This is a genomic window from Paenibacillus radicibacter (genome assembly GCF_024721995.1).
Taxonomy (GTDB): Bacteria; Bacillota; Bacilli; order Paenibacillales; family NBRC-103111; genus Paenibacillus_AM; species Paenibacillus_AM radicibacter.
In genome coordinates this window covers 43,155-67,917 of record NZ_JANQBC010000007.1, presented here as the reverse complement: position 1 = coordinate 67,917, position 24,763 = coordinate 43,155, and the positions used below count along the sequence as shown (strand labels likewise).

The following is a 24,763-nucleotide window of genomic DNA, read 5'->3' as shown; positions in this document are numbered from 1 at the left end:
TCATGTGTTTATCTTATAGAACCTTGCAACGACCGCAGTAGATAACACCCATCTCAGGGTAAAGCGTTACTTCTTCGCCGTCTTTGAAGCATTCCATCGCATTGTTTACACCTACGATTACTGGAATACCTAGAGATACAGCGACAACTGCCGCGTGAGAAGTAATACCGCCTGCTTCAACAACAAGCGCGCTTGCTTTCTCGATTGCTGGCATGTAATCCTTATCTGTTGCTGGTGCAACAAGGATATCGCCTTGGCTCATTTTTGCTACAGCTTCAGCTGCATTTGCAGCGTGGCAAACTTTACCATTAATGGACTTGGAACCAATTCCTGTTCCTTTAGCAACCATTTCGCCCACTTGGTGAACTTTCATGATGTTTGTAGTACCTGCACGGCCAACTGGAACACCTGCAGTAATAACTACGATATCACCAAGAGAGATGCGACCCGCGTTAAGTGTACACTCAACTGCGTTGTCGAATAGCTCGTCCGTTGTGTGTGCAGCTGGCGTCTGAATCGTCTCAACACCCCATACAAGGGATAGACGACGCATGATACGCTCGCTAGTCGTAACAGCAACGATTGGGGACTTCGGACGGTATTTGGATACCATGCGAGCTGTATAACCACTCTCAGTAGCTGTAAGAATCGCACCTGCATTTAGTTCAAGTGCAGAGTTAGCAACAGCTTGAGAGATTGCTTCTGTAACTGTCGTTTGTTGTGCTTGTGCTTGACGCATGAAGATCTCACGATATTCAAGGCTTGATTCTGCACGCTCAGCAATACGAGCCATTGTTTGAACGGATTCAACTGGGTATTTACCAGCAGCCGTCTCACCAGATAGCATAACTGCATCCGAACCGTCGAATACAGCGTTCGCCACGTCACTTGCTTCCGCACGAGTTGGGCGCGGGTTACGTTGCATGGAATCCAGCATCATTGTTGCAGTAATTACTGGCTTGCCCGCTACGTTACACTTTTGAATCATTTGCTTTTGAACGATTGGCACGTCTTCAGCAGGGATTTCTACACCCAAGTCCCCACGAGCTACCATTAAACCGTCAGAAACTTTAAGGATCTCATCCAAGTTTTCTACGCCTTCTTGGTTCTCAATTTTGGAGATGATTTGAATGTGCTCCGCGTTATGCTTCTCAAGCAATTCACGGATTTCCATTACATCACTCGCTTTACGAACAAAAGAAGCTGCGATGAAGTCAACATCTTGCTCAATACCGAATACGATATCGTTCGCATCTTTTTCCGTGATGCCTGGTAATTTAATTTGAACGCCTGGTACGTTAACACCTTTTTTGCTCTTAATCGTACCACCGTTAGTAATTAAACATTTGATTTCTGTTCCAGTGATTTCAGCAACAGAAAGACCGATAAGGCCATCGTCGATTAGAATCGTGGAACCTACGGAAACGTCTTTAGGTAGGTCTTCATACGTAATTGAAATACGGTTTTCATCACCCAGAATTTCTTCTGTAGTTAATGTCACGTACTGATCTTGAACAAGCTCGATTGGTTCTACTTTAAGTTTACCTGTACGAATTTCTGGTCCTTTTGTATCCAGCAAAATAGCTACAGTCTTACCCACTTCTTTTGCTGCTTGACGGATGTTCTCAATACGAGCTCCGTGTTCTACATAATCACCGTGTGAAAAGTTCAAACGAGCGACATTCATGCCCGCCTCAATTAATTTCTTCAAATTCTCCAGGGATTCACTTGCCGGTCCAATAGTACATACGATTTTTGTTTTACGCATTATTTCCCTCCTGAGTAAATGTATAGCGACCGATGTTTCTAAATTTCTCGTATCGGTCTGCTTTTAGCTGCTCCTCGTTCATGTCAAGCAGCGGCTTTATATGCTCTAGAATAGCCGATTTAACCAGTTCCGCCTGCTGCGCCAAGTCCTTGTGAGCTCCACCTTGTGGCTCAGGAATAATCCCATTAATGATACTGCCTAGCTTATGAATGTGATCAGCCGTAATTTTCATCGCTTCCGCCGCTTGCAGCGACTTGGAAGCATCACGATAAATAATGGATGCTGCACCTTCTGGACTGATGACGGAATAAATCGCATTTTCCAACATGAGCACACGATTGCCGACGCCAAGCGCCAGCGCACCCCCACTACCGCCTTCTCCAATAACAATACAAATAATCGGTACGCGGAAGGATGCCATCTCAAGCAAGTTGCGTGCAATAGCCTCGCCTTGTCCGCGCTCTTCTGCAGCATTACCTGCGTAAGCACCTTTTGTATCGATAAAAGTAATGATCGGTCTCCGGAACTTATTCGCTTGACGCATCAAACGAAGCGCCTTACGAAAACCTTCCGGATAAGGAGAACCAAAATTTCGAGCAATATTATCTTTTGTATCTTTGCCTTTTTGATGCCCGACTACTGTAACTGGTAATCCATTTATTTTGGCTACCCCGCCGACAATCGCAAGATCGTCGCCGTAGAGTCGGTCACCGTGCAATTCTACGAAATCAGTAAATATTGCCCCAATATAATCAAGCGCGGTTGGGCGCTGGGGATGTCTTGCTATTTGCATTTTTTGTGAGGCTGACATATTTGCGTACAGCTCACCTTGAAGAGTGACATAGCGCTCTTCTAAACGCTTAATTTCATCGGTAAAGTCGATTCCTTTCTCTTCACCGAATTTCCGTAGCTCTTCAATCTTTGATTTCAGCTCGGATAGAGGTTGTTCAAAAGGCATTTCTCCCGCCATGTTACTTGTCTCCCTTCAAACTATGCAGATCTAACAGTTTAGCAAGCGTTGCTCGTAAATCTTTGCGGTGCACAACCTTATCAACCTGGCCGTGCTGCAAGTTAAATTCAGCTGTTTGAAAGTTGTCAGGTAGCTTTTGGCGAATGGTTTGTTCAATTACGCGGCGTCCCGTAAATCCGAAGGATGTACCCGGCTCCGCCACGATAATGTCACCTAGCATTGCGAATGACGCAGATACGCCGCCAAATGTAGGGTCTGTAATTACAGAGATAAATAAACCATCTTTTTCATTTAATTTGGAAACCGCAGCACTTGTCTTCGCCATCTGCATGAGACTAAGAATACTTTCTTGCATTCTTGCTCCACCAGATGTTGAGAAGATAATGACAGGCACTTGATGTTCAATCGCATACTCAATTGTTTTAGTGATTTTCTCACCCACAACTGATCCAAGTGAACCTCCCATGAAATCGAAGCTCATTGCACCAATTGCAACTGGAATGCCGTCGATCTCAGCTGCACCTGTAACAATCGCATCACGAAGACCCGTGGCAGCTTGTGCTTTTTCTACTTTTTCCGTGTAATCTGGAAACTCTAGAGGATCAACAGACACCATGTTAGGGTCTGACTCTACAAAGCTTCCTTCATCCACTGTCAAAAGAATGCGTTCAAGAGCATTTAATTTGTAATGGAAACCGCAAGAACTGCAAACCTTCAAGTTTTTCTCTAGCTCTTTGCTGTACTGAATCGTGCCGCACTGCGGGCATTTATTCATTAACCCTTCAGGAATATCACGCTTTGTCCGTTCGGAAGGAATGGTTGCGTATTTTCGCTTTTGGAAAAGATCCTTTAACACATGGACACCTCTTCTTGAATCAAAATCTGTATCTGTAATCATTCATCAATCACTCACGAAAAAGACATGTCTGAGGGTCAGACATGCTGCATAAATGACTATCTATGTAAGATTGAATTAAATACTTCCTGAACTTCTTCAAGTTCTCCCTCAGGAACTAAAATTTCAAACTGGTTTTTTGTCATACTAATGGCGCGAACTTGAACGAGGAATCCTTCAATCGTCAAATCTTGTTTTATACGCTCGGCGATTTTAGCCGTTGGAGCTATATAAATCACCGTCCACATTGCAAAAAACCCCCTCGTTTCATTCCAAAAGTCGTTCAGCGCCTACCTCATATATGCTTGTTCATTGCCATTATAATAACATAATTTCTCTTTTTCCCGCAAGGAAGCCCCTTGCATCTAACACAAGGGGAATAGTGGAAATCGTCCTATAGGAGGGGGTAAACATAGGGCTCATGCACTATTTATCGGAATTTTCTTGTTCTAACGTTGTATCGCCAGTATAGTTTGCCGCATGTACATTCTGATGTGCGATACGTGCAGACGCTGCCGCTGCAAGTGCTGCAACGAGATCATCGAGGAAGACATGAATGCCAGCTTTATCATCGTTTAACGTGCGAATAATACCGATTTTTTCCTTATCTAGATAACCAAAAGATGTTAATCCGATCATTCCGTATACATGAACAATACCAAGTGCAAGTGTCTCATCGACCCCAAATAATCCTTCATCGACTTCCATAATCGATTGAAGCGGCTCAGGAAGCAGCTTTCGCTCTGCCAGCTCATCCAAAGCAATACCTGTATATAAAGAATATTGCACTTCCCGTTTGGCAAGCACAGAGAGCACGCTTTCCACACATGCTTCCAATTGAAGCAGATCATTATAAGGTTTTTGCAGCTTGTACACAATTTCTGCGATTTGCGTTACGGTAACCCCTCGTTTACCAAGTAATTGCAAAATGTGCTCCTGTCCCATGGTAAAGCCTCCCTTTTGCACGATGATAATCATAGTGATTATACAAATTATGCGGGAGGCTACTTTTTTATTTCACGACGACACAGTCTTTGCCTAATAAATTTTCAATGTGCTGAAATAATACAGGTGTTGGGTTCACTTGATATTTCTCACTAAGCGCAAGGGATCTACGGTCACTTTCATAAAATAGAATGACAGGTGATGATCCGCTGTGCTGTTGCAACATGAGTTTTAAGACGACTAGCTGTTCAGGTCGTTCATGTATAGCCTTAATCTTAATATACACCTTCTTCGGTTTCGTTTCCGTGGAGAAACTCACACCTTCCTCCGAAATTTGTGGCTTCGCCTCAAGGGTCGCGGATTGCGTTTGTTCCGATTGACGAACAGGTGCTGTAGATCGGGTTTCGGGCTTGTTATAAGGTCTTCGTGCAGACGTGTTGTTGCTCGAATTACGACTAACTCCTGATGAATATGGAGGTCGCACTTGCTTCAGGCGTTTGATCCCATCTAGATCATCCAAGCGGCATACATCATCGGCAATAATTTTGATCTCATCCTCATCGCCTAGCTGCAGCTTCCCTTTTACAAGTAAAAGATTGCCTTTCTGCACAGCAGAAGCTGCCATTTTCCAAATACGCGAGAAGAGAACGACTTCAACTTTCTCAACACGATCCTCAAGTTCCATAAAGGCCATTGGATCGCCCTTCTTTGTCACTATCGTCTTACTGGATGCGACCATCCCTGCCACAAGTACCTCACCGTTATCCAGATACTCTAACAATTGATGCATCGGATCGACTTCAAGCTCCTGCAATTTCTCCTCATACGCATCCAGCGGATGACCGGATATATACAGTCCAAGCAGCTCACGTTCATACTCGAGCACTTGTCCTTGTGTGTAGGGCTTTAAGTTCGGATACTCCACTTCCCAGTTCGGCTCTTCTATAAAGCCAAACAGGTGAAGCTGCAGATCGTCCCGTTCTTTGCGCCACTTAATGGCTTGTTCAACGGTTTCATCCAGCATTGCAATCAGCTGTGCCCGATGACCAGGCAGACTGTCCATTGCTCCGCTTTGAATCAGAGATTCAATCACTCGCTTGTTACACACACGCAAATCGACACGCTGGCAGAAGTCTAGTAAAGAGACAAAAGGTCCTGTCACTCGTTCCTTACGGATCGCTTCAATCGCTTGTGTCCCAACGTTCTTAATTGCTGCAAGTCCGAAGCGAATGGCATCCTGATCGGTTAGCGGAGTAAAGGTAACTCCACTTTCATTCACATCAGGCGGGAGTACAGCAAGCTTCATACGACGACACTCATCCACATACTCTGCCACTTTACGATGACTACCCATTACAGCCGTTAACATCGACGCCATGAACTGGCGCGGATAGTGGGCTTTTAAGTACGCAGTCTGGAAAGCAAGTACGCCGTATGCGGTAGCATGAGCGCGCGGGAAGCCGTAATCTGCGAAGCGAACGATCATATCATAGACATGATTCGCTTCATCTTTGCCATAACCTTGTTCAATCGAACCCGTTACGAAATGGGCCCGTTGTTCATCGAGAATCTCACGCTTTTTCTTCGAAACAGCACGACGTAACAAATCTGCTTCTCCAAGCGAGAACCCTGCCATCTTAGAGGCGATCTGCATGATCTGCTCTTGATACACGATAATGCCATACGTATCTTGCAAAATATCAATTAACGTCGGATGTGGATATTCCACCTCGACGAGTTTATGTTTACCTGCGATATACTTTGGGATAAACTCCATTGGGCCTGGACGATACAGGGCAACAACAGAGATTAAATCTTCAAACTCCGAAGGCTTCATATCCTTCAGCACACGTCTTACGCCTGCAGATTCCATTTGGAATACACCAGAAGAATCCCCTCGACCGAGCATGGCGTACGTTAAAGGATCGTGATCCATATTCACGTCTGTCCATTTGAGCGTTAAGTCTTGCTCCTCTTTGATCCAATTCATTGTCCGCTCGATAATAGATAACGTACGCAGACCGAGAAAGTCCATTTTGAGCAAACCAATCGCCTCTAAATACTCCATTGAGTATTGGGTGAGCGGTGTCCCAGCAGTCCCTTCTTGCAAGGGTACGTAGTGCGTGAGCGGTTCTCGAGATATAACGACACCAGCCGCATGCGTGGAAGCATGACGAGGCATGCCTTCTACCCGCTTCGCCATATCGAGCAGCTCTGCTGTTCGCGGGCTGGAACGAGTCAGCTTATCCAAATCAGACCCTGCCACCATCGCATCTTCAAGAGTAATTCCAAGCGCTCGCGGAATCGCCTTCGCCGCTTTGTCTACATCGTTATACGGTATGTTCATTACACGTCCGACATCACGTACAGCCGCCTTCGCTGCCATCGTACCGAACGTAATGATCTGCGCAACATGCTGATCACCGTACTTCTGAACGACATATTCAATGACTTCATCCCGCCGCTCATCACTAAAGTCGATATCGATATCGGGCATCGTGATCCGCTCTGGATTCAAGAATCGCTCGAAGAGAAGCTTGTACTTAATCGGATCAACGTCCGTAATGTTTAGCACATATGCAACTAAGCTACCCGCAGACGAACCCCGTCCTGGCCCTGTCACAATCCCTTTTCGATGAGCAAAAGCAATGAAGTCCCATACGATTAGAAAATAGTCGGAGAACCCCATTCGCTCGATGACACCAAGTTCATATGCAAGCCGCTCCTCGACCTTCGCGCGGAACTCCCCGTCTTCGGCCGTCCATTCTGGCAACTTGCCATATCGAGTCTCGAGTCCACTCTGACACAATCGTTGTAAATAGGAGCCAGCTTCTATCCCCTCTGGAATTGGTTTAAAACTTGGCAAGATCGACTCGCCAAACTTAAGCTCCAGATTACACATGTCAGCCACTTTACGCGTATTTGCAATCGCTTCCGGTACGTGAGGGAACAAGCGCTCCATCTCTTCTGTGCTTTTTAGATACAATTGCGAGCTGCTGAACTTTAATCGACCCTCATCTTCAACCGTCTTACCCGTTCCAATACATAGCAAGATGTCCTGTACCTGCGCATCAGCTTCTCGAACATAATGTGCATCATTGGTTGCGATTAATGGAATGCCGGTCTCTTTGGACAAGTCGATCATTGCTGCCATGACTTTCTTCTGCTCCAGCAGGCCATGATCTTGAATTTCTAAATAAAAATCATCTCCGAAAATGTCACGATACCGCTCTGCTGCGGCGATCGCTTCATCCTTACGTTCATGGAGCAAATGTTGTGACACTTCGCTTCCTAAGCAAGCACTCGTACAGATTAGCCCCTCCGAATACTGCGCCAGATGCTGGGCATCAATCCGTGGCTTATAATGAAAACCTTGCAAATGTGCAATTGAGATGAGTTTCATTAAGTTCTGATAACCCTGCATATTCTTGGCAAGCAAAATAAGGTGATAAATCGGCTGCTCTTGCCGACTTCCCTTCACCGCAATCGAGCTTGCTGTATAGTAAACCTCACATCCGAGGATCGGTTTAATTCCTTTGGCCACGCACGCTTTGTAAAAAGCAATTGCCCCGTACATCACGCCATGATCGGTGAGCGCCAGTGACTTCATACCAAGTTCAGCAGCCCGGTCAACCAGATCGTGTATGCGTGCAGCTCCGTCTAGCAGGCTGTATTCGCTGTGTACATGTAAGTGCACAAATTCGCTCATGTTCTTCCCTCCCGTAGTAGCGTTTGTTTAAAACGATAAGTCGCTGCGAATAAAAGAAACACTAATGCTTACGCAGTGGCTTTCCTACCGAAAGCCTGTGAGTCTCAATCGTGAAATTTGAATTGATTTAATGGTATTTTCACGATTTCAAAGGCGAACGCTTCGCTCTTCCAGTGCATCTTTTATTCTCCACTAACGTTATAAACAAGCGCTATGATCTTTCTTTACAGTTTATCATAATTACCTACCCTCGTCCCATAAGATGATAGTATGAAACCTAAACGTGGAGAAGGTGTACGAATATGTCGTTCCTAACGAAAGTAATCGTCGATTTCTGTGTGGCATTCGGTGTTGTACTTGGCGGCTCAATGTTAGCTGGAATTGCTGCGGTCATCACCTTGCAATCGCCAACTGCCAAGATGCTACTTATTGCGGAGAATATTAAAATTTGGGCGATGGTCGCCGCTGTAGGAGGTACCATTGACCCGATTCGTTATATCGAAAGCAACTTTCTCGAAGGCAATATCGCACCTGCACTCAAGCAGATCCTACTCATCGTTGCTGCATTTATTGGCGCGCATATCGGAACTACCTTCATTGCTTGGATATGTCGTGGGGGCGGACAACCGTGAGCAAGTCCTCTGCTACAAATTGGAGAATGCTGCTTGCTGCATTTAGCCTCTTCGTATGCGGTGGAGTCGTAGGTGCTGCTGTATTCATGAGTACGCATCAGTTTAACTTCGACAAGTTAGTCACAGAGAACGACCAGTTGCGCCGCGAGAATAAGAACATTACTGATGACAACGATAACTTAATGAAATATCAGAAGAACAATTCACTCATCAAGCTCATCAACGTGTACTATACCAATGATTCTAGTGAAAAGCTGAATGAGAGCATTCAAGAGGAACTTAAGAAGCGCGTTAAGAATGAACTGAAGATCATTCGTGGACAACGCATTTCCTCTGCCAATCGAGCAACACCTGTCTATGAAAAACTCATATCCGATAAAACTTTCTATAATGTATTTGAAAAAAACTACCGCGTCCAAGTTAAATTCATCGAACTGATCGGGACAGAACTCAATGTCTGGTTTACCGCCAAAGAAGCACCTACTAACCCCCCGCGTTAATCGTGGACATCCTGTGACAGCTAGTTGCAATTACGAGTTAAAACAACTAGAGTAAAAGAAAAACACCAAAGGATGATCTTTGATGCTTGACATGATTCGTACTCTTTTGTTCGTCCTCGTACTCGTTACGCTAGTCTTATCTGTCTACTTTTCCTTCCGTTATCGTAGACACACCGACCCGAAACAACGTGGGGTTTATGCAGCTCGTATGAATATTTGTATGGGACTTATGCTTGTATTCATCTCTATTACACAATTGTTCTTCTTCTCTGACACGAACATGCGTCGTATATTCGGAACAGTCTGCTTATTGCTTGGATTTTTTAATTTATTTTCCGGCATTCGTAATCTGAATTATTTCAATCGTTATAAAGCCTAAGTAAAGCTTAGGACTGATCAATGAATTGAGCGGTGAGAATCGCTTTGGCGACTAACACCAATCCATGATAAATTGAAACATCGATTTTCCCAAATTTCCGTGACACTTCAATAATGGTTGGACGAATTTCAATCACATCATCAATTTGCAGCGGCCTCACAAAGTAACTCGACATGTTGTCGAGCACGAGGTCGCCTTTTTTGTGTTCCTGAACAACACGATAGGCAGCTTTCGTCATTAATGAGGTTAGTACCCCTTCAGATGCTGTTCCTAAGTGATTCGTCATCTGCGGGGTAATCGTCCCACTAAACACCAAATTACCACTCTCATCTCGCTCCTCGATAAAACCTTCCCACATCAGCGCTTCGAATGTTTCTCCATGATGCGGCTGCTTCTGCATTTGCTGCATCGCCTTGAGCACATCTTGCCTGCTAATGACTCCGATAATCTTGCGATGATCATCAACAACAGGAAGCAGATCAATTCCTTCCCACACCATCATATGAGCGGCCGAAGCTACCGAAATATTCCGACTTACGGTAATCGGGTTACGTGTCATTAACTTGTCTACGGTCTGATCACTACTTGCACGCACCATATCTTTTGGCGTCACCATACCTATAATGCGCTGCGAATCATCCACGACTGGAAAGCGGCTGTGTCCGGTTTCTTCTAATAAACGCTGCCAATCGCTGCGTGTGGAGTTGCTTTTGAGCGTATATAGACCCTCTGTCGGTGTTGCGAGCAGTATATCTTCCACCAGCATAATCTTTTTCATAATCATCCGGTCATATAAGGCACGATTAATCATCGAAGCAACGGTAAATGAATCATACGAGCATCGAATAATCGGTAATTCCAGCTGATCTGCTAATCGCTTCGTCTCATCTGATGTTTCAAATCCCCCGGTGATGAGCACGCCTGCGCCATACTGCAAAGCAGCCGTGTGTGCCTTGTAACGATTCCCGACAATAAGCAGTGATCCCGGCTCAATATAACGTACCATCGCATCCTGCTGCATCGCCCCAATGACGAATTTATGCAAAGTCTTATCCAGTCCACTCGCACCGCCAAGCACTTCGCCTTCCACAATATTCACTACTTCACCGAACGTGAGTTTATCAATATTTTGACGTTGCTTCTTCTCGACCCGAATCGTACCTACCCGCTCTTTTGTCGATACAAGCCCGATGTTCTCTGCCTCTTTAATTGCTCGGTATGCGGTTCCCTCACTTACACCAAGATTCTTCGATATTTTTCGAACCGAAATCTTACTTCCTAAATTTAAGCTCTCTATGTATTGTAAAATCTGTTCATGTTTTGTGATCATTTCTCCATTTTTCTCACTCATCTGTTACACCCCAATATTAGAACTCTGTGCTAATCTGTATAACCCATTATACCCATATACGTTCTGATAAGTAAAAAAAGCAGCATCTCTGCTACTTTCGTACTTGAAGCACTTTGCGTTTACCCATCATTCGCTGCTGTGCTTGCCATTTTTTCACGCGCTGTACCTTCTTGAGCTGTTCTTTCTTCGCCTCATCCACCGCAACCATTTCTCTGAAATTGGCCGCAAGAATAATCAAGGCAAACACCAGCCACACCGCACTAAATACGGTTTGCAACGTCCAGCTCGCTTCAAATATAAGATGAGGAATCGCGTAGAGCAGCATCCCTAGCGCTAAGCAAAAATATAATATCCGCTTCATCCCTTTCATGATTTCCCCTCCAACATAGACTTGTACAATTCATCTATATGTAGGGAAATGAAGAAACATGCCCTTATTTAACGGGTACATTAAACCTTTCAATATGCAAGGTTAAGAAACCAATTTCGTCTTCTACGACAGGTAACTGTAGTTTCTTCTCAATCGTTACGGATAGTTGTTTCGCCTTCTCATACGATGCTGAGCATTCTTCTTTTATTTTGGACAAAAGGGGATTCTGGATCGACTTCTGGTTGCGTACGCGATCAATTAAGCTTTTGAGATGAGAAATAAACCGAATTGTTGAAAAACTACTTTCAAATTGAATCCCGATCGTCTTCGCCTCTTCAATAATTTGCGAAACAAGCCGAACTAGCTCCAGAGAATCTACCGTTCTTGTTTTGCTGCGAGAAGCATGAAAATGCATCGCAAGAAATGCAATCTCATCATCGGGAAGCTCGACATCAAGCTGTGTATTTAAGAATACAACCGCACGCTTGGCAATATCGTACTCTTCACTGTATAGATGCTGAATTTCATAGGCAAAAGGATTCGTAATCGCAATTCCACGTCTGGTGCGCTCAACGGCAAAGTTAATATGATCCACAAGCGCAGCGTGAATCGTCTCAGAGAAATCACCTGCAAGCTGACTATGTGCATACGCAATCACTTCTTCTGTCACACCAATAATTTTGGCATCAACTGAAGATAACACTTGCTCATAATGTTCAAGGACTTCAGAGGTATGAATGAGGAACTCCTGCGATACCTCCGATTCATCTAACTTCATCCCTGGCGTACGCTTAAATCCGATGCCTTTGCCAAACACGATCGAATTCTTGCCCGTAGAAAGCTTCGCCATCACCACATTATGTGAAAGCACATGTACAATCTTCCTCGTAATCATACAAGCCCCCCTACCCGGTATGTAGACATTCTTTTCTCGATGCTATCCTTAATCAATTCTGAATCCGTACCAAATACGATATGGACACTGCCACTGCCCATTTGCATCACACCAAAGGCACCGAATCTCTTCAGTTCAACTTCGTGTACAACGACATCATATTTTAACTTTAAGCGAAGTCTAGTAATGCAGGCATCCACGGATACGATGTTGTTCATCCCTCCAACTTGTCGGAGCACTAAGCTTACTTGATCTTCAATGGTATATGCACTCTGCTCAGCAGGTATAACCTCCACGCCTGAATCCTCCGCAAATTCTCGTCCTGGTGTTCGAAATCGAAATAGTCGAATTAATACTAGAAATACCACATAATACATAACGGAATAACACACGCCAACAGCTAGGAGCAGCGCTGGACGACTAGCTAAATTCCAATTCAACACAAAATCTATAAGTCCTGCCGAAAATCCAAATCCAAGTCGAATATCTAGCAAATAAACAATAACCATTGCAATTCCTGTTAGAAGCGCATGAACAACATAAAGCACGGGTGCTGCAAACATGAATGTGAATTCGATCGGTTCTGTTACCCCTGTAAAGAATGAAGTTAAACCTGCACTTAACAATAAAGGAACGACAATTTTACGCTGATCTTTATGTACAAATTTCATCATAGCAAAGGCTGCTGCAGGTAGCCCAAACATCATAATTGGGAAGAATCCTGTCATAAACATCCCTGCACTTGGATCACCTGCAAAGAATCTTGCCATATCGCCATGAACAATATCCCCTGTTGCTCCTGTATACTCACCAATCTGAAACCAAGATATCGAGTTAATAATATGATGCAGTCCGGTTGGAATGAGCAAGCGATTTAAGAATCCGTATATAAAGACTCCAGTCCCTCCAGCAGAGACAATCTCCATCCCAATTATGCGAATCCATTGCTGAATCGTCGGCCATATAAATCCCATACCTACTCCAACAAGCACCATCGTAAGGGAGGTGATGATCGGAATGAATCTTTTGCCACCAAAGAAACCGAGTACTGCCGGCAACCTAATATTCTTATAATTCCGATAATAATAGGCAACAATAAGTCCCGTCATCATGCCCCCTAATACACCCATATCCAGCCGTTCTGTCACTTTACCCGTGGCATCCACAATATCATAATTCGCAAGCACCTTTGCAAACACCATATAACCGACCGTTGCAGATAATGCTGCAATGCCATCTCCAGCTGTAAAACCAATTGCGATACCAATTGCAAAAAGCAGGGGCAAGTTATCAAAAATAACTTCACCACCTGCATGACACACCTTGGCTATTTGCTGTAGTAAGCTATGCTCAAATTCCATTCGCCCAATACGCTGCAAAATGGCTGAAGCAGGCAATACAGCAATCGGAATCATCAGCGATCTAGCGATCGTCTGCAAAAAACCTAATAATCTCAATTTCATCATAGGATGCCTCTCACTCTTCTTACTTGACTGCACCAGCCGTAATCCCGCCTGAAATCTGCCGTTGGAACAAGACATACACGATAAAGACTGGAATCATCGAGATCACTAGTGCTGCAAAGAGTGGTCCATATTCTGTCTTATATTGCATTTCTACTTGCATAACAGCGATGCCGACAGGCAATGTGTAGGTCTCTGGACGACTGACAAGTACAACTCCATATATGTACTCGTTCCAAATCGTTAAGAAATTCATGATCGTCACTGACATTAAGCCTGGCTTCGATAAAGGTAGCATAATTTTGAAAAATGTTCCATACAAAGAAGATCCATCAATCGATGCGGCTTCCTCAATTTCGCGCGGCAATGTCTTGAAAAAGCCAACCATGACGAAAATCCCGAACGGTAATTGGTAGGCTGCATACACGAGAATGAGACCAAATAGTGTATTACTTAAGCCCAGCGAGCTCAGCAAGAAGAATAACGGTACTAGTCCCATAATGAGCGGGATCATGAGTGCAGACACATACATGAAGAACAAGAATCCTCTGAGTTTAAACGAAAACCGCGCGATGACATACGAGGTTGACGCGGACAAAATCAAGGCAAGTGCTGTACTACACACCGTTACAATGACCGAGTTTATTAGAAAATGTCCAATGTTGTAGTTGTTCCATACATTCGCAAAATTGTCCCACATCAGTGGTAACTTCGGAAAGTCCCATGGTTTACCGAGTATGAATTGTTGATTGCTCTTAAGTGAGCTTACAAATGTCCAGAATAACGGATAGAGCACCATCAGCGCCCAGAATCCCAAGAAGATATAAAGAATAATTCGCAATACTTTACTCATTCCAGCACCCCCTTCATTACATCTCGTGAACTTCTCTGCGTAACAATCTGGATAAAATGGCTGTTGTAACTAGCGAAGCGAGCAAGATCAGCACACCAATGGCTGCAGCATAACCCATATGGGATTGTCTAAAGCCCATTTGGTACAAATACGAACCCATAACTTGCGTGGCATTATCTGGTCCGCCTTCTGTCATGATCCATACGATGACTAGGGAGCCATTGAGTGTTGTAATCGTGATATGTAAGATAGAAGTTTTCACTTGTTCCCATATAAGTGGGAGCGTTATTCTGAAAAATTGCTTGGCTCCTGTCGCTCCATCAATTTCACTCGCTTCATACATTTCCGATGGAATCGACAAGATCGCTGCTATGAGCAGTACCATATAGAAACCTATCCCTGCCCAGATGGAAGGTACAAGTATCGCCCAGATGGAATGTGAGTTGCCCAGCCATACGGTGCTGACAGGCTCTAACGTAAACAAAGACAGGAAACTATTCAGAAATCCGAGCGAAGGATGATAGACTGCACGCCAGAGTACGGCAATAACCGCTACGGAGATAATGTTCGGTATGAAGAAGATAACTCGGAAGAAGGATGCCCCCTGCACACGCATGCGTGTTACAGCAACAGCAAACAAGGTTGCGAGTACGACAATCCCTATCACTTTTCCGATAACGAGAAAATAGTCATTCAGTAGCCCGATAAGGATGATCGGATCATTCGCCATTTCTTTGTAATTATCAAGTCCAATAAACTTCATGCTCTCTGCACTACCTGACCAATCGAAGAAACTGACATATAAACCACGTAAAAGTGGGTATACGGTAAAGATACAATAGAAAATAAAGGTCGGTAATAAGAATACCGTCATGAACACTGTGCGGTGCCGCTTAGCCGTCTTCAAGCTTGATTTTTTCGTGGGTAGAAGAGGGGGCTTTGTTGCTTCAATCTTCGGACTCGACATATCTTAACCTCCGGTTCAAGTGGAATTAGAAGAGGATAAGGGGGAATACACCCTTACCCTCAAGCTACGTGTTCCGCCTTATTCAACATTATTTCTTTGCTTTGTTCGCCACATCAACAAGACGTTTGATCACTTCATCTGCAGTAATTTTCTTTTGCGTAAATGCAACTAGCGCATCATTACGTACTTTCTCATAGTCTTTATTGACGGCAATAACAGGAGCTACGATTGTATTCTTGTCATTGAAAGATTTTGCTGCATCCTTCGCCATTGCACCTGCTTTGGAAGACTCCAAATCTGCTTTCAAGTTCATTGGAACTCCTGCAAGTTCAGCCCACTGAACAGCTGATTTCTCCGTTAAGATGTACTGCACGAATGCTTTAGCTGCTTCTGGATTTTTCGATTTCTTCGCGATTGCCATTTGGCTTGTGTAAGGAACGACAACAGATGGTTTACCTGCATCTTGAGCGATCGAAGGAATGAAACCGAATGTAAATCCTGCTGGAATATTCGCTTTCATTTCATTCTCAACCCATAGACCATTTGGAATAAACGCATCTTTGTGCTGTAAGAAAAGCATTTGCGAATCGGTATGGTTAATCCCTACAGAAGCTGGATCGATGAAACCTGCATCACGAATTTGTGCAAGCTTATCTAAAGCTTTCTTAAATGGATCAGAAGAGAACACGGTTGGATCAAGTGCTTCGATTTTCTTCAAGATTGAAGCATCGCCGCCATTTTCCGAAATGATAGCTGAATCTAAGAATCCACCACTGATGTAATACGGGTACATACCTGTGTGAATGTAAGGCTTAATTCCCGCATCTTTAATGGTTTTGGATACTTCCATAAAGCTTTGGAAGTCAGTTGGTGTTTTCCAACCTTTTTCCTTAAACCAAGCTTTATCATAGAAAGTACCCCATGATCCGAATACGAGTGGGATTGTAAAAGTTTTGCCGCTATAATCAATTGGCTTGGCAATTAACAAGTCAGAAATTTGTTTGCCATCGGCATTCTTCGCGCCTTTGAACCAATCGGTAATATCCAAGAGCTGATCGTCTTTAACCATTTGCGCTTCGTTGGAACCCGCTCCATCGATATAGACGACATCGGGTGGATCACCTTGAATCCAACGCGGCTGCATTTGGTCGTTAATTTTTGGACCTGCAGACTGCTTAATTTTTAAATTCGGATGCAATTTACCGAACTCTTCAACCATCTTCTTCCACCAAGCATCCCCATAACCACCTACGAAATACTGGATCTCGAAATCACCTTTGAGCGTATCTGTGCTACCTGCTGGCGTAGCAGCCGGCGTTGCTGCTGCAGTAGATGCTGGTGTAGGTGTTGCTGCTGCAGATGGGCTAGGTGATGTTGCTGCTTCTTTACTACCACAACCCACACTTACAGCAAGTAAGGAAGCAATTACAGCTCCAGACAATGCGACTTTTTTCTTTTGCATTTTTCTACTCATCTCCCTTTTATAACGATATTTGGTATTAGTCATATCCCGCCTGATGAGCGCAAAAAAAGGGCATAGTTAAGAAGAATAATCTTCATAACTAATGCCCTTTCGGTAACATGTTATTGGTTGAATATGAATTTAAAACGATCATACATGAAATAATTGGAAGCGTCAACAGAAAATTGTAACTTCCGGTTGCAACACTACGCTAAATCTTGGAACGGAGCCGCGATGATTTTCTGTACATCTTCCATCAATACGGAAAGACGACGCTCTGCATCGAACAACTCCGCAATAACTGGATTTGCGCCAACTGCTTCGAACATCTTTTGCAAGTCTTGCATTTCATCTTCCGGTGGCATTTGTCCAGTCATCATTTGATTTTGCATTTCCGCTTGGCGAGTTCTGAAGTCTACCAACATCTTCTTCGCCTCTTCGTTCGCTTCTACTTTCTCCTTAGCCGCTTGCATCGCTTGAAACTCTGGGCAAGAACGAATAGCCTTTGCTAATTCATACGCGTTGTCATGTAAATTCATTGTTGTGTCCCCCTACAAGAAAATTTGAATAACCCCAATTAAACAGCCCAACAAAACGCCTAGCCAAGTAATAGCGCGGAACTCTTTGCCAGACAAACTTAGAATAATCATCTCGATTCGCTCAATTGGGAAGTCTGCGACTTGTTTCTCTACAATCGCAGGTAAATCAATAGCATTAATGACTCGATCTATTCTTGATTCTACAAATCGGAGAACGCGATCAACCACATATGGGATATGGGAAGTCAGCCAACTTGTACGCTCCTGCGTTAACAAGTCATTTACTTTCCTATCTCCAAGTCGTGTAAGCCATGATTCCCAAGGAATAACTTGATCCATCTGCTCCTTAACCCAACCGATGCCTCCGTTGTTAGACAACCACTGCAAGACCGAATCAACAGTCATGTCTTCATAAGTTTCCATCTTACGAAGAAGAAACTTCTGGATGCTCTCCTGCACCATCGGCGAATCCAACTGCTCGAATATCGCGCTGCGCACTTTACCTAGCATCTTGTCTTCATCCATAAACATGCCTGCTAGAGCACCTAAGAATCCACCTGATTTCTCAAGAAATTGCCCGGACATCCGGCGAAGCATACGTTCCCCGTTTAAGGTTTGTAGCTCTTTCTTTAATTCGCTGACAAGTGAGGTCACAATTGTTTGAGAAATAAGAAGCTTACGATCATCATTCCAATTCGGAATACATTCCCCAAGCTTCTTATTCGCGAAATCACCTGATGACCACAAGAGATCAACTGCATCGTGCGAACGCGCTCTCATCCACTCTGCGACTCTTGTTTCCCATACGGCTACTTCTTCTGCAGGCAAATACTGCAGCGCTAGTTCGCGGATGGTCTTCTCCTGCGTGCTTAAGGACTCAAGCCCATCTGTTAGCTTACGTTCAATCGTCATTCGTAATTCAGGAGAACGAAGCGCACCTTGAATGCCTTCAGAAGTTACTAGATACTCGCCTACTACTTTACCTAAAGATTGCCCAATTTCATCCTTGCGCTTTGGAATTAGACCTGGTGTAAAGGGTAGTTTGCGCCCAAATAAATAGATTGGATGACGAGGATGAAACAGCATTTTAATTGCCAAATGATTCGTTACACCGCCGATAAACCCAGCAATCGCGATACTCGCGACATTCGTCCATAAAGGATTCATACGATTATTTTCCTTCTTTCTTCTATAAACACACTAGGCGCGCCAAGCACAAGTGGTTTTATGTCCTCATATGATGAAGAAGTAATGGGTCACCAAACCCGCATCTTATTTTATCACAATACATGGTGAGCTGCGAAACATGTCCCTTTACTTCATTAGCACCCAATTCATGAGATCGAGGTGGACCATGAAGTCTATCACTCCAAAAGCAACAAATCAAGTGGTCGGTACCCTCGGGATCATGGCTACCCATAGCAGAAGTAAACGACATGATTTCCCATTTGCCGACGGAGCTTTTTACAGAGGTCTCTCGATCCAAAGTCAGGCACTCGATATTCAGGCTTTCGTATTCTCACCACTTGATATGGATTGGAGCTTAGAGCAGGTAAAGGGCTACTCTTGGAATATCCAATCACAATCTTGGCAGATGAATCTGTTCCCATTTCCTGAATTGATCTATGATCGCTGTTTCTATGCATCGCGCCGGGTCTATCAACAATATCAGCACATGCGCAGGAAGCTATCTGAACTCCCTGGGATACGCTTCTTAAGCTATGGACTACCAGGAAAATGGGAAATGTATCAAACCCTTCGCCAAGTGCCCGAGTTCATTCCCTATTTGCCCGTTACCGCTAAACTCTCATCTGCTCAAGTTCTATTAGATTGGTTAAAGCGCAAAGGCGAAGCTTTTATGAAGCCCAATGGAGGCAGTCAAGGTCGCGGCATACTGAAAGTCACCTCTACCTCAAATGAGAATGAACCTTTTCACATCACAGGAAGAAGTTCTAGCAATGAATCTTTGAATCAAGCTTTTCCAAATTTCACAGCACTATGGAGATGGATTCGGGCTTTTATCGGTAAACGAGACTATCTGGTTCAAGACAGCTTAAGTTTACACACCGAAGATGGAGTTGCATTTGACATCCGATCTTTAGTTCAAAAGAACGGATTCGGTGGCTGGCAAACAACCGGGATGGCTGTGCGTTGTGGTTCAAAGGACAGTATTACTGCCAATTTGCATGGAGGAGGTCAGGCAATTGCACCCGCACCATTCTTAAAAAAACGCTATGGCTATCAACAATCGCAGCAGATCATGAAACAGCTTACGATACTGTCCAAAGAAATACCAGAACATCTGGAACATTACTATGGCAGATTAGCAGAGCTTGGTTTGGATTTTGGGATTGACGCTGACGGACATATATGGATCGTTGAAGCCAACTCCAAGCCCGGACGATCCGTATTTACACATATGCACAACAAAGAAGCGCAAAAGCAAGCACTCGAGTGTCCGATCCACTATGCCCATTATTTATTGCAACGAAAAGGCGGCATGCCCTGGAAGTCGCACCAGATTGGCACCGTTAGTCGCTTAACGCATCATGCTTAGGAGGGTAATCTACAATGAGTTTGACAACATGCACCATCCATACCACACTCAAGCCTAGCAGAATGGTCTACGTATCCAACGATCTCGCACGCACTCTACATCTTACAAACTCTAAAACTATCCTCGTCCGGTTCGGCTCCAAATCATTTACTGCCCCACTTCGGGTGGTGAAAAAAGCCGGTTTACACTTGTATTTATCTAACTTGATGTTCAATTCGATCAAACTCCCACGGACAGGGGTATCACATGTCGTCTCCACCAATGGCAAAGAAATTAATCTCGGACCGCTTATCGGTATTTTCACCGCGCATACGGGTAACAATCTCTCGCCTTTTGGTGCTCGGACTTCTTTCATACGACAGATCATGCGCACGGGTAACGACAAATCATTCTTCATCGCTTTCGGACCGAACGACGTAGATTGGCAGAATGAAACCATAAACGGATACATCATGCGCCCAAATGGTGCATTCGTGCGCAAAGTTGTTCCGCTGCCAGATGTCGTCTACAATCGTTTATCTTCTCGCAAATTGGAGAAACAGCCGCAAATGGACGGATTTAAAGAACGTTTCGAGCGGCGTAATATCCCGCTATTTAACTGGAGCTTTTTCGATAAATCAGACGTATACGCCCTATTGGAAAATGACGAACAGTTCAAACACGTACCTGAATCCGTCATTAATCCATCTCCGAACAAAGTGAAAGAAATGCTGCAGGTACACCGGTTTATCTATTTAAAACCATCTGCAGGATCGCTGGGAATCGGGATTTATCGGGTAACCTTCCATCCACATCGCGGATATTTTGTCCGATATCGCAAGAACGGAAAGAACACCCTGCTTCGTTTCACCAAATTCGATGATCTCGTACGGATGCTTGGCATGCATCGTGGCATGTTAGGTTCTTATGTCGCTCAGCAAGGCATTCGATTAATTGAGATCGATAATTGTCCGATCGACTTCCGCTTCCATATGACCAAGAACTTGGATAATGAATGGGTTGTTGCTGCGATAGGCGCCAAGAAAGCCGGTAAAGGCAGTGTAACTACACATATTCGTACCGGCGGATCATTAATGACACCTGAACAAGTATTAGAGCAAGTATATGGCAATCACGCTGACGCTGTACTCAGTAATGCCAAAAATACAGCTATCAATTTAGCTCAAGCGCTAGAGCGGAACTATTCGCATCATCTTGGCGAACTCGGATTCGACCTTGGTATTGACCAACGTGAACAGATCTGGATGTTCGAAGCCAATTCCAAGCCAGGACGATCGATCTTTAAACATCCGTCTCTTAAAGCGGAAGAAAGGCAGTCATTAATGAATATTTATGATCATTGCCTATTCCTCAGCAATTTTCGCGTAAGGAGGAATGAATAAGTGTCTGCAGACTCCTCACATGAACATTCATCCTCTCCTAGCATTGGGATTCTAACGGTAGCAGATAAATCTGATCAATTCCAAGGCAACCGCTCTAACTTTATAGATCTCATACGTATTGGAAGTACTTATAATGCTAAAGTGTTTGTTGTTACAGCAGAAGACCTGAACTTAAGCAGCACTCGTGTTCACGCCTTCTGCTACGACCAGAACAATGAAGCTTGGTTTCGCCAATGGATGCCTTTCCCACAAGTTATCTATAATCGGATTCCCTACCGTCATCAAGAGATGCAGCCAGAAGTACAACAGAAAATTCAAGCATGTATCAAACAGAAGAACCTTCATCTATTCAATCCTGGCTTCTTTAACAAATGGTCCTTATACAAGTGGTTAAGTGAATCCTCTGAGACGAACGATTACATTCCAATCACACAACAATTATCGACTTCCAACGATCTAGAATCACTCATTAAATTGTTTCCGATCATCTACTTAAAACCTGTTCGAGGTAAAGCGGGTAAAGGCATTATGTTAGTCGAGCGCAAATCGCTAAATCCGATGATGCCGCTGTATAAGTTAACGATCCAAGACACAACTAAGACCCAAAACTCTCTTCATTCTACATCAGCAACCTTATGGAAAAAAATTCAAAAATATCAAAAGAATGAGGAGTACATTATTCAACAGGGTATTGATCTAGCCAATTACAAAGATCGCCCTTATGATTTACGTGCTTTGATCCAGAAAAACTCGAAGGGAGAATGGAGCTTTACAGGAATAGGTGCGAGACTCGCCGGGGCTTCGAGCATTACGACGCATGTGCCTAGAGGTGGCTCCATTGAAGACCCAGAGAAAATGCTCAGCCAAACATTCGGTAATGAACTCGCGCAAAATATTCTCAAGCAAATGAAATCGACAGCACTATTCATTGCCAAACATATTGAAAGATCTTCAGGTCAATTACTTGGTGAAATGTCGATGGATCTTGGAATCGATAAATCAGGGCGAACCTGGTTTTTTGAAGCAAACTCCAAGCCCATGAAATTCGATGAGCCCCATATTCGGAAGAAATCGCTCGAACGCATTATCCGATTCAGTATATTTTTAGCGAAAAAGAACAAAAAGAGAAGGTGAATTCGAGCATGTCTGAACAAACGCTCGGCATTATCGCCGTTTATCTAGATGGAACCACATTTGAAGAATTGGGCTATTACAAAAAACTTAGCATCTATGCCAAACAAATGGGCCTTTCCATCGCTGTATTTACGCCACTGGAATATTCCGCGGCAAGGCGGGAAATCCATGCCTATGTATATGACATCGAGGACGAAATATGGACCCGCAAATGGGTTCCAATCCCTTCACTTATTTATGATCGCTGTCGCTATCATGGCGCTGATAAATATCGAATGCTTCGGGCGTTTCGCAATAGACATAAGTTGAATTATATGGCTAAACCTCTTACAAACAAGTGGGCACTTCATCAGGTCATGTCGGAAGATCCACTGATCGGTACCATGCTTCCTAATACGAAGCAATATACAACGAATGCAGCTTTGCTAAACTTTTTGCGTAAACATAAAGTCATCTATTTAAAACCCAAGAGTGGTACCGGTGGTAGAGGTATTGTGCGTCTCCAACTGAAAGAGGATAACACTTGTGTCATCGAAGGTCGTAATGCCAATCGGACGATTATGACACCGCAGCGCATTGCACTTAAGGATATTGCGAGCAAGCTCACACCTTGGAAAATTGACGAGCGATACTTGATCCAACAAGGCATTGATCTAAGTCTGCCAAATGGCAGAGTTCATGATTACAGGCTGCTTATTCAAAAGGATGGCGAAGGGTATTGGGACATCACTGGTGTTGCTGGACGAATTGGCCCACAGCGCAGTATCACTTCAAATCTGCATGGCGGCGGTACAGCAATCTCCATGGATAAGTTACTAGAACAACGCTTTAATTCACGGAAGAAGATCAGCGAGATCGTAGAGAATGTGAATGAACTTGGCTACCAGACCGCCTACTTCTTAGAAGAACGCTATGGACAGCTATGTGAGCTTGGACTTGATATTGCGATAGATCCAGATGGTGGTGTGTGGTTACTTGAAGTTAATCCGAAGCCGTCTAGAGAGGTATTCTCCAAAATTGGTGAGACGAAAACATATCGCAAAGCGATTAAGCGCCCGCTTGAATATGCGAAGATGTTATTATCAGAGGCTTCTTTTATAGAAAAATAACTGTTGTAAATACAGAAGAACTCCCATTCCATAAGAATCGGGAGTTTCTTTTTATTGTTCAATATAATTCAATATTTCTTTAAATTCCTTAATACGAATATGTGCGCCTTCCAACTCACCAGCTGAACGGAATGTCGCATAATCACAAGCGACAACAGTCAGTCCATTCTCAAGACCTGCCTCAACATCTGATGAACGATCACCAACCATCCAAGCAGATTTCAGCTGATATTTGTTAAGCAAATGGGCAACAAGATCGACTTTCGTTGTCGTCTGATATTCCCCTGCACTGTATAAGTCTACGAACAAATCCGTAATCCCTTTAGCAGCTGCAACTCCGCGTACATAAGGTTCTTGTCCATTCGAAGCAACAAACAACTTAATACCGCGACTGCGAAGCTCCTTTAGTGTTACTTCAACTTCGTCATAAAGTTTACCATCCCCAGCAGCAAGCCCTTCTAACTCATAACGGCTAAGTAGCTCGTTCGCACGCTCATGCGCCTCAATAGATGCATCTGGCATTACTTTATCCCAGATTGTCTCCATCACCATACCTAAGCAGCTAAGCATCCGCTCCTCTGGTGGTGTTGGACCTTCAAACAAGCCCTCACTGCGTAATGTATCGAACAACTTATGATAAGCTTTCACAAGCAAAGTTTCTGTCTGAAATAAGGTTCCGTCCAAATCAAAAATCATAGCTTCAGGCACTTCGTGATGACTATTCTGCATAAGTTAGGACTCCTTTATATAAGCTAAATTTATTGTCTTGACTTCTACAATCATGTCTTCTCTTCACAACATTGTCAATCCTACCTCTTTGATATTGAAATTTGGAGTAAATTATTGTATGATATTTATGAAAATAATTTTCTTTTTTAAATAA

23 protein-coding genes are annotated in these 24,763 nt (G+C 43.9%); 7 read left to right on the top strand and 16 right to left on the bottom strand.

The features are described 5' to 3' along the window. Nucleotides 1-13 precede the first annotated feature (13 nt). From pyk to NV379_RS13730, 6 genes are all read right to left on the bottom strand, one after another. The gene (gene pyk / locus NV379_RS13755; RefSeq protein WP_258207893.1) at nucleotides 14-1,768 is read right to left on the bottom strand and encodes a pyruvate kinase; all 1,755 of its coding nucleotides are present in this window, start codon (nucleotides 1,766-1,768) and stop codon (nucleotides 14-16) included. Continuing rightward, entirely contained in the window at nucleotides 1,761-2,738 is a 978-nt protein-coding gene (locus tag NV379_RS13750; protein ID WP_258207892.1) for an acetyl-CoA carboxylase carboxyltransferase subunit alpha, read from the bottom strand. Before NV379_RS13750 ends, pyk begins: the two co-directional genes overlap by 8 nt. Before the next feature lies 1 nt (nucleotide 2,739). Continuing rightward, nucleotides 2,740-3,594 (bottom strand): acetyl-CoA carboxylase, carboxyltransferase subunit beta, encoded by an 855-nt coding sequence (accD, locus tag NV379_RS13745; RefSeq protein WP_258207891.1) that lies wholly within the window; start codon nucleotides 3,592-3,594, stop codon nucleotides 2,740-2,742. A 98-nt stretch (nucleotides 3,595-3,692) separates the two neighbouring features. Further along, entirely contained in the window at nucleotides 3,693-3,881 is a 189-nt protein-coding gene (locus NV379_RS13740; protein ID WP_258207890.1) for a glutamate decarboxylase, read from the bottom strand. A 178-nt stretch (nucleotides 3,882-4,059) separates the two neighbouring features. Further along, nucleotides 4,060-4,578: a phosphatidylglycerophosphatase A family protein gene (locus NV379_RS13735; protein WP_258207889.1), complete on the bottom strand. Its 519-nt coding sequence runs from the start codon at nucleotides 4,576-4,578 to the stop codon at nucleotides 4,060-4,062. 67 nt (nucleotides 4,579-4,645) lie between these two features. Then, the gene (locus NV379_RS13730) at nucleotides 4,646-8,287 is read right to left on the bottom strand and encodes a DNA polymerase III subunit alpha (RefSeq protein ID WP_258207888.1); all 3,642 of its coding nucleotides are present in this window, start codon (nucleotides 8,285-8,287) and stop codon (nucleotides 4,646-4,648) included. Nucleotides 8,288-8,589: 302 nt separating this feature from the next. Here NV379_RS13730 and NV379_RS13725 point away from each other — a divergent pair, with 302 nt between their 5' ends. The 3 genes from NV379_RS13725 (at nucleotide 8,590) to NV379_RS13715 (ending at nucleotide 9,798) form a co-directional block, all read left to right on the top strand. Continuing rightward, nucleotides 8,590-8,919 (top strand): YtrH family sporulation protein, encoded by a 330-nt coding sequence (locus NV379_RS13725; RefSeq protein ID WP_258207887.1) that lies wholly within the window; start codon nucleotides 8,590-8,592, stop codon nucleotides 8,917-8,919. Next, nucleotides 8,916-9,419, top strand: a complete 504-nt coding sequence (locus tag NV379_RS13720; protein ID WP_258207886.1) for a sporulation membrane protein YtrI — start codon at nucleotides 8,916-8,918, stop codon at nucleotides 9,417-9,419. The genes NV379_RS13725 and NV379_RS13720 overlap by 4 nt, the downstream gene beginning before the upstream one ends. An 82-nt stretch (nucleotides 9,420-9,501) precedes the next feature. Next, on the top strand, nucleotides 9,502-9,798 hold the full coding sequence (locus NV379_RS13715; RefSeq protein ID WP_258207885.1) for a YtpI family protein: 297 nt from the start codon (nucleotides 9,502-9,504) through the stop codon (nucleotides 9,796-9,798). A gap of 7 nt (nucleotides 9,799-9,805) precedes the next feature. Here the strand turns inward: NV379_RS13715 and NV379_RS13710 are convergent, their stop codons facing one another. The 9 genes from NV379_RS13710 to NV379_RS13670 form a co-directional block, all read right to left on the bottom strand. Beyond that, the gene (locus NV379_RS13710) at nucleotides 9,806-11,149 is read right to left on the bottom strand and encodes a DRTGG domain-containing protein (RefSeq protein ID WP_308860288.1); all 1,344 of its coding nucleotides are present in this window, start codon (nucleotides 11,147-11,149) and stop codon (nucleotides 9,806-9,808) included. Between the two features lie 91 nt (nucleotides 11,150-11,240). Further along, nucleotides 11,241-11,519, bottom strand: a complete 279-nt coding sequence (locus NV379_RS13705) for a hypothetical protein (RefSeq protein WP_258207884.1) — start codon at nucleotides 11,517-11,519, stop codon at nucleotides 11,241-11,243. A 64-nt stretch (nucleotides 11,520-11,583) separates the two neighbouring features. Next, nucleotides 11,584-12,414 (bottom strand): PRD domain-containing protein, encoded by an 831-nt coding sequence (locus NV379_RS13700; protein ID WP_258207883.1) that lies wholly within the window; start codon nucleotides 12,412-12,414, stop codon nucleotides 11,584-11,586. Further along, a complete protein-coding gene (locus NV379_RS13695; protein ID WP_258207882.1) occupies nucleotides 12,411-13,880 on the bottom strand; it encodes a PTS transporter subunit EIIC in 1,470 nt (489 codons plus the stop codon). The genes NV379_RS13700 and NV379_RS13695 overlap by 4 nt, the downstream gene beginning before the upstream one ends. Before the next feature lie 19 nt (nucleotides 13,881-13,899). Further along, nucleotides 13,900-14,730 (bottom strand): carbohydrate ABC transporter permease, encoded by an 831-nt coding sequence (locus tag NV379_RS13690; protein WP_258207881.1) that lies wholly within the window; start codon nucleotides 14,728-14,730, stop codon nucleotides 13,900-13,902. 16 nt (nucleotides 14,731-14,746) lie between these two features. Then, nucleotides 14,747-15,697, bottom strand: coding sequence for a carbohydrate ABC transporter permease (locus NV379_RS13685; protein WP_258207880.1), 951 nt, complete (start codon nucleotides 15,695-15,697; stop codon nucleotides 14,747-14,749). Between the two features lie 88 nt (nucleotides 15,698-15,785). Next, on the bottom strand, nucleotides 15,786-17,159 hold the full coding sequence (locus NV379_RS13680; protein ID WP_258207879.1) for an extracellular solute-binding protein: 1,374 nt from the start codon (nucleotides 17,157-17,159) through the stop codon (nucleotides 15,786-15,788). 206 nt (nucleotides 17,160-17,365) lie between these two features. Continuing rightward, a complete protein-coding gene (locus NV379_RS13675) occupies nucleotides 17,366-17,698 on the bottom strand; it encodes a YlbF/YmcA family competence regulator (RefSeq protein ID WP_258207878.1) in 333 nt (110 codons plus the stop codon). A gap of 12 nt (nucleotides 17,699-17,710) precedes the next feature. Next, the gene (locus NV379_RS13670; RefSeq protein WP_258207877.1) at nucleotides 17,711-18,865 is read right to left on the bottom strand and encodes a DUF445 family protein; all 1,155 of its coding nucleotides are present in this window, start codon (nucleotides 18,863-18,865) and stop codon (nucleotides 17,711-17,713) included. Between the two features lie 187 nt (nucleotides 18,866-19,052). On the opposite strand from NV379_RS13670, the gene NV379_RS13665 reads away from it, so the two are divergent. From NV379_RS13665 to NV379_RS13650, 4 genes are read left to right on the top strand one after another with little or no spacing between them, the layout of a single operon-like run. Next, nucleotides 19,053-20,255 (top strand): YheC/YheD family endospore coat-associated protein, encoded by a 1,203-nt coding sequence (locus NV379_RS13665; protein WP_258207876.1) that lies wholly within the window; start codon nucleotides 19,053-19,055, stop codon nucleotides 20,253-20,255. 14 nt (nucleotides 20,256-20,269) lie between these two features. Continuing rightward, a complete protein-coding gene (locus NV379_RS13660) occupies nucleotides 20,270-21,637 on the top strand; it encodes a YheC/YheD family endospore coat-associated protein (protein ID WP_258207875.1) in 1,368 nt (455 codons plus the stop codon). Next, nucleotides 21,638-22,771, top strand: a complete 1,134-nt coding sequence (locus NV379_RS13655) for a YheC/YheD family endospore coat-associated protein (protein WP_258207874.1) — start codon at nucleotides 21,638-21,640, stop codon at nucleotides 22,769-22,771. A gap of 8 nt (nucleotides 22,772-22,779) precedes the next feature. Next, nucleotides 22,780-23,880: a YheC/YheD family endospore coat-associated protein gene (locus NV379_RS13650; protein WP_258207873.1), complete on the top strand. Its 1,101-nt coding sequence runs from the start codon at nucleotides 22,780-22,782 to the stop codon at nucleotides 23,878-23,880. A 51-nt stretch (nucleotides 23,881-23,931) separates the two neighbouring features. Here NV379_RS13650 and NV379_RS13645 read toward each other — a convergent pair whose 3' ends face one another. Next, the gene (locus NV379_RS13645; RefSeq protein ID WP_258207872.1) at nucleotides 23,932-24,609 is read right to left on the bottom strand and encodes an HAD family hydrolase; all 678 of its coding nucleotides are present in this window, start codon (nucleotides 24,607-24,609) and stop codon (nucleotides 23,932-23,934) included. Nucleotides 24,610-24,763 lie beyond the last annotated feature (154 nt).